General features: G+C 40.6%; 6 protein-coding genes. All 6 read left to right on the top strand.

Annotation, left to right across the window (positions count from 1 at the left end; translation table 11 throughout):
- Positions 1-3,561 (top strand): contractile injection system protein, VgrG/Pvc8 family (locus L1D51_RS19915; protein ID WP_239964608.1); only part of this gene is annotated, 3,561 nt, incomplete at its 5' end.
- Between the two features lie 12 nt (positions 3,562-3,573).
- Positions 3,574-4,437: an immunity 49 family protein gene (locus tag L1D51_RS19910; protein WP_239964606.1), complete on the top strand. Its 864-nt coding sequence runs from the start codon at positions 3,574-3,576 to the stop codon at positions 4,435-4,437.
- Between the two features lie 32 nt (positions 4,438-4,469).
- Positions 4,470-4,592, top strand: coding sequence for a hypothetical protein (locus L1D51_RS21805; protein ID WP_275669237.1), 123 nt, complete (start codon positions 4,470-4,472; stop codon positions 4,590-4,592).
- Between the two features lie 12 nt (positions 4,593-4,604).
- Positions 4,605-5,468: an immunity 49 family protein gene (locus L1D51_RS19905; protein ID WP_239964605.1), complete on the top strand. Its 864-nt coding sequence runs from the start codon at positions 4,605-4,607 to the stop codon at positions 5,466-5,468.
- A 215-nt stretch (positions 5,469-5,683) separates the two neighbouring features.
- Positions 5,684-6,211 carry a hypothetical protein gene (locus L1D51_RS19900; RefSeq protein ID WP_239964604.1) on the top strand — a complete coding sequence of 176 codons (528 nt, stop codon included), beginning with the start codon at positions 5,684-5,686 and terminating at the stop codon, positions 6,209-6,211.
- Between the two features lie 21 nt (positions 6,212-6,232).
- Positions 6,233-6,553, top strand: coding sequence for an immunity protein YezG family protein (locus L1D51_RS19895; protein ID WP_239964603.1), 321 nt, complete (start codon positions 6,233-6,235; stop codon positions 6,551-6,553).
- Positions 6,554-6,632: the final 79 nt, after the last annotated feature.

The following is a 6,632-nucleotide window of genomic DNA, read 5'->3' as shown; positions in this document are numbered from 1 at the left end:
ATTAAAGATAGATTGAGCACATTAAAAAACATTACAAACAGTAAGGTTTTTATTAGCGTTAATTTAAAAGATATTATTTTTTATTTAGCAGGCCAAGCTGGCTATTCACCAGGGCAAATTGATTTTCGTGTCGGCTCATCACTGCCAGCGCTTCCACAGTGTGTGCAAGCAATGGAAACCAACTGGCACTTTCTACAACGCATACTAACCCAATTTGGCTTGTTTATTTGGTTTGAAACAAAAAATAACATTGAACTGTTAGTGATCAGTGATAGTAACTTAAACAGCCCATATTTGCAGCGCGGTGTTGTATCAGTCAAAAACTCGGCCGGTATGAATAACGATGAAAATACCGCTTATGTTGGCTTTTTTAACAGCCAAGTACATCACTCTATTTACAATGATCGCACTGACTGCGTGGCCCATGGACAATATTTAAAGGTCGCAAGTAACAGTCAATCTTACTTTGAACCATGCGCATCAACACCCAGTGCCGCCTCATTACAAGCGCAAGATTTCAGTAACGCGTTAGCCTCTCTTAATAAAACAACGCAGCTAGTGGGTAATGTATGTGATTTATTTGCGGGTAGCTCAGTTGCAATTGACGACCAAACCGGCACGGGCAGTAGTGCTGATTTACTGTGTGTTAGCGTGTATCACAGCAGTGAACAACCTAATGACGAAAATAGTCACCAAGGTTTAACACGCTATAGTTGTAAAGCCCAATTTATCGAACGTGGTACGCTTTTTAAAGCCAAACCTTTGCCACATCAAGCCAAACCTATGGTATTTCCGGCTAAGGTAGAGTCTTTAACGACTTCTAGTTTCATTGATGATTTGGGCTGCTACCGTGTGCGAACTGATTTTGACACAACAGCAAGGCCAATTGCGCAATCAAGCCAAGCAATTCAGCAACTTGCTTTATACGCATGTCAAAACCAACCTCAGGCCACTGGCTGGCACTTCCCCCTTGTTGGTGGTTCTGAGGTACTTATTGGCTGTATAAATAACGACCCTAACAACACGTTTTTAATGGGTTTTGCGATGAATGAATCGCAGCCAAGCGTTGTCACCGCTGCAAATAATACGCAAAACAGGCTGGTCAGTGCGGCGCAAAACGAGCTGCAGTTTGATGATGACAAGCAAGCACCTAAAATCATTTTACAAACCTTAGCCAATGAGCACTATCTTGAGCTCAATGCCAAAAAATCAGGCCGCCAATTTATAGAATGGATAAGCCAGCTCGGCACCATTAACTTACATGCAGGTAAAGACCTTTGCCTAACAACTGAGAACGACAACATTCAGTTTGTGATTAAAAATAATCAGTTTATTGATGTAAAAAACAATGTTTCGCTCAGCACTCAAAACCGCGATATCAACATGCAAAGTGCAGGTAGCCAAGCATGGCAAGGAAAAAACACCCTTATTGAATCTCGTCAAGCACTGTCGATGGTAAGTGGTCGCGCAGTTAAAGCCTTTGCGCAAAGCGATATTCAGCTTAAAACCAACTCAAGTGACTTAACTATTTCGGCCCCCAATGGCTCAACATTTTTGCAAACCAACCAGTCAATCGCGATTACAGGCTCAGGCCGTGGTGATTTAATCCTGCATAACGAAGGCGGCGAAATTAAACTCGACAGTCAAGGAAATGTTGAGATTATTGCCACCGATGTACTCACCCTTGATGGCACATTTATAAATTTTGATGGCCCCGTAGATTACGATATTGAAAGCCCAAGTACAGCGCGTGCACAAAGCCTTAATGTGAGTCGTGCGCCTGCTATTTCATCATTTGATTTGGCTGATAGCTCACTCGATTCTACTACACTATGCACACTAGACTTAAGCTATTGCTACCTAGATGGCAGTGCTGAAGACAATATTCGTTACTCGCTTATCGATAGCCTTGGCCATGAGCACACCGGCTCACTCAGTAATGGCAAAGCGCAACTGGCCAACGTGCCGCAAGGTCAAAGTCAGGTTCGTTTTATTGCTTCATCTGATGACGACGAACAGCGTTTAGTTGCACTGCGTAATGAGTTTAAGCAGACCCTAGAAGCGATGCTAAATGAAGTTCGACAAAAAGCGGCCATTGAAGATGCCTTGTTTGAACAAGAAAGTCTATTTAACCAATACATGATAGAACTAGGTGCAAATGCCACTGGTTTTTATCAAGGTGCAAAGTCACTTATTGAGGGCGTAGCAGACCTGATTGTACTCGGTATTGATATTAATATAAGTGTGTACTCTGCTTGCTTTAGAATTATAGAAGCCATTGCTCGCGGTGATAAAGAAGCCGTTAAATATGAGCTAGAAACAATTATTTCTTTCTCACAAAAATCAGCCCAATCACTTACTCAAGCATGTGAGTTACTTTACATTCTACTTGATGATGAACAAACCCGCTTAGCGCTAGCGCGCTTCCCTTACGAGTATATTGATGCCCACTCACACGTAGAGCAAGAACGATTAACGGGTATTTTGGCATTTGAGGTTGTATTAGCAATGCTCACAGGTGGCGCGGGTGCGGCCGCTTCACTGGCAAGTAAATCACGGTATTTAGCAAAAGCAAATAAAGCACTGACTCAGATTGCCGAGATTGTTAAACGCAAGCAGCTAAATAAACAGTTATCACACGCTGTGACGGCTGAACATCCGACTGTTTCAGCCAAAATAACCAAACCAGATACACAGTTACAGCCAAGTAAAAACCACGCTGTGGCGACTCATGTGTCAGCAAAAGACCATGCTGAATATTTATTACTCACTGAATTATCTGACGATATTCGCGGCAATTACCGCGCATATACCAACAGTGAAGGTAAAGTCATTATTAGCCGCCTGGATGGCAAAAAGCCCCCTAAATTACGTTACGAAAATGGTAATTTAGTACCCGTGTCAGACCAAATAAATGTGTTTAACAAAATAGCGCAAAAATTAAAGATAAATCATGCTAATTTAAGTGACAACGTTAAACAGCGACTCAAACAGTTTGAAGCAGCACGCAATCAAGCTGTCGCCAAGCGTGATGCCGCACTCCTTGCCGGAAACGCCACCGCATTAAAAGAAGCGCAAAGTGCCATGCGCTTAGCCAGTGAAGCACTGGGTGAAGAAGCCGCGCGCATTTATGTGAAACAAAATTATCCAGATGCCACACCATTGGCAAGCAAACTCCCAGGTAAAGGCAAACAAGGCCAATTTGACCAAGTGTATGCAACAGAAGACGGTAAAGTATTAATTATCGAAGCCAAAGGCGGTAATGCCAGTTGGGGTAGTCGTGTAGCAGGAGAAGAAAGAGCCCAGCAAGGCTCTGAAAAGTATATGAATTCGATAATTGAAAACTACAGTGAACAGTCAAAGCGCCTAATGAAAGACCCTCGCTACATAGCAGGCGATGAAGATTTTGTGAAAGAGGTTGAGAGCATTCAAGATATGCTGGATGAGATTGAAATAGCGACTAAAAGCCAACAAATTGAGTACGTAGGCATACAACAAAAAGCCAATGACGCCGGGCTTATTGAAGTTATTGACGTATCGATTTTTGATATAGGATTTTAAGGAATAAATTAAATGATTGAAAGCCATTACAGCTTTGCACAAGTAAGCTACGACCGAACTATAAAGTTATATAGTAGATTAAGAGAAAATGAACTGGCAATGATACAGAAAAATCCTGGTTATCAAATGCACACTCGCTTAAAAACAAACTTAATCGACACATTCCCCATGGAAGCGATTCAAAACCCCAATAGCTACCATGCTTGGCTCTATGTTATTCGCGCTTCGCAATTAGGCCACGGCATATTTCAAAGTAATGCCCATGACGGCCAACCTTTCCCTTTTTTTTACGATGATGAATATTTAGAAGTAGTAGGTAAACGCGACCCTGAACATGCTGAGCACCCTGTATGGTTACTTACTTTGTACAGCAGTATTATCGCCCGTAACCATGATGCCATCGCTTACTTAACGGCTATCGATAACGATGTGTTTAAAACATCTAATTATGGTAATCAACTTAAACCCTTTGATTATGCATTAGCCAATATATTTAAAGGCTTATTTAACCCTAGTGCTGATTTAGCCAACTTAATTGAGCAAGCATACCTTACCTGTAACCCAGATGATTATGTCGAAGATGAAGCATACCTCTATGCAAGCCGTTTGAAGTGGCCACTTATCCCGGTGATCACCGCCATATTCACTGATAACGGTGAGCAAGAATATAATCAAGCCATGGAAAAAGCCTTGCAGGCTCATAAAGAATATTATGGTAATGAAGATAGAATGTGGAGCAATCGAGGCGCAGTTTCTTTGCCCCTTACAGCCTTAGCCATCATCGCTAAAGACGTAAAAGGCTATAAGCTCACTGTTGAAAATGGCTACATTCCAGCATGGCTAATTGATGTAACACCACCAACAGAGCCAAATTAATCAACGACAGTAACCGCTCTTTAACAACATGGATGTTGGCAGCAAAGCATGAAACCCTTGCTTTGCTGCCGTTAATACTAATCATGTATCAAAAAGCCAATGATGCTGGGCTTGTTGATGTAATTGATGTATCGATTTTTGACATAGGATTTTAAGGAACTAATAAAATGATTGAAAGCCATTACAGCTTTGCACAAGTTAGTTATGACCATATGGTAGAGCGCTATAAAAAGCACGAAGATAAAAATATACCCCGTATTCAAAAAAATCCTCGCTTAGGACTCCATACACAGTTTACCCGCAATATCATTGACTCGTTCCCCATGGAAGCGATTCAAAACCCTAATAGCTACCATGCTTGGCTCTATGTTATTCGCGCTTCGCAATTAGGCCACGGCATATTTCAAAGTAACGCCCATGACGGCCAACCTTTCCCTTTCTTTTACGATGATGAGTATTTAGAAGTGACTGGTAAACGCGACCCTGAACATGCTGAGCACCCTGTGTGGTTACTTGCTTTGTACAGCAGTATTATCGCCCGTAACCATGATGCCATCGCTTACTTAACGGCTATCGATAACGATGTGTTTAAAACATCTAATTACGGTAACCAGCGCACCCCATTTGATTATGCATTGTCTGATTTACTTAAAGGCTTATTTAACCCTAGTGCTGATTTAGCCAACTTGATTGAGCAAGCATACCTAACTTGTAATCCAGATGATTATGCCGATGATGAAATTTACTTATATGTTAGTCGCTTGGAATGGCCGCTTATCCCGGTGATCACCGCCATATTCACTGATAACGGTGAGCAAGAATATAATCAAGCCATGGAAAAAGCCTTGCTGGCGCATAAAGAATATTACGACAACGAAGACCACGAAGGTGCAAACGAAGGTGCCATCCCATTAGCTTTAACAGCCTTAGCTATCATCGCTAAAGACGTAAAAGGCTACAAGCTCACAGTTGAAAATGGCTACATTCCAGCATGGCTAATTGATGTAACACCACCAACAGACCCAAATTAATAAACGACAGTAACCGCTCTTTAACAACATGGATGTTGGCAATATAACTAAAACTAATACAGAGAAATTCCGTTAGTTAGACAGTTTATTCAAAGGAGCAGACTATTGTGCAGTTGAAACCTTTAATTTTGAGAGATAACTGATCAACTTAGAACAATTTGGGAATGCAATAGACATTACTCCCATTATTCAACCAATTGAAAGCGGAATTTAACATGCCCAAACAATTTTTGCCTTCTCTTATTGAAATCAAAGATCCAGAAGTGCCACCAAAAGATATCAGACTTTTAGTGAGAATTGAGGATGAACTGAATTATCCTGGTGACTTTGAATCCTTTTTTATTCAAAGCAATCACCTTTCAATTGTTTCGCACCGAATTGTTAAACGTAAAAATAAACCTAATTTTCTATCAACTAGACAATTTGATGCACCACTTTCAATTTTACCTTGGTTTGTTAATAAGTTTGAGTTTTTTACTAAAATGCCTCACGAAGGTGGGTTACCCCATGGAAAAATAAGCACTGATGATTTAGTTGAAGGTGAAGATATCGGCCTTACACGTTTAATGGGGAGGTTAAATGAAAGAGGCGACCAAGGTTATAGTTTATATAACTATTCTCGCAAAGATTTTGATGATTCAGGCTATCAATCATTAATTATTTCAGATAGCTACCTATTTCAGGGCGGTTTTTTTGAAACATGGAAAGAGCTTGCCAATAAATACGAAAACGGCACTTTATAGCAACAACGCTAAGGACAGCACATGACACCCAACTCACAAATCCCACAACAACTAGGTCAATATCTCTATCAACAAATTAACGATGACTGGTCGAAAGCAGCGTTAGTTTTAGATTGCCAGCACGATGAGGTCATTACATGCCAAGCCTTTTATGAAAAAGAGGCCGATGAAACTCAGCACCCTATTGCCGTTTCTGACCATATTATTGATTTATTTAAAACGCTGTTTGATTCTGCAATACAAAATCAACCAGAAAATTGGCAACGTGCGATTTTTAATCTAACCCGACAGGGTAACTTCAGCATAGCTTTTGATAAAGAAAATAATGATGAGAACCAATAAACATTACTTTCAAAACCACAACAAACATAATAGGTAAAAATCATTAATTAATAACATTAATGAAACTATAATTTGAACC

It is taken from the genome of Pseudoalteromonas shioyasakiensis (assembly GCF_022398475.1).
Classification (GTDB): domain Bacteria; phylum Pseudomonadota; class Gammaproteobacteria; order Enterobacterales; family Alteromonadaceae; genus Pseudoalteromonas.
The sequence above is the reverse complement of the archived record's forward strand: the minus strand, read 5'-3'. Positions and strand labels throughout refer to the sequence as shown.

Bases quoted from the DNA above. Each gene is read 5' to 3' on its own strand.
- L1D51_RS19910 (WP_239964606.1), top strand. From the start codon at position 3,574: ATGATTGAAAGCCATTACAGCTTTGCACAAGTAAGCTACGACCGAACT.
- L1D51_RS21805 (WP_275669237.1), top strand. From the start codon at position 4,470: ATGTTGGCAGCAAAGCATGAAACCCTTGCTTTGCTGCCGTTAATACTA.
- L1D51_RS19905 (WP_239964605.1), top strand. From the start codon at position 4,605: ATGATTGAAAGCCATTACAGCTTTGCACAAGTTAGTTATGACCATATG.
- L1D51_RS19900 (WP_239964604.1), top strand. From the start codon at position 5,684: ATGCCCAAACAATTTTTGCCTTCTCTTATTGAAATCAAAGATCCAGAA.
- L1D51_RS19895 (WP_239964603.1), top strand. From the start codon at position 6,233: ATGACACCCAACTCACAAATCCCACAACAACTAGGTCAATATCTCTAT.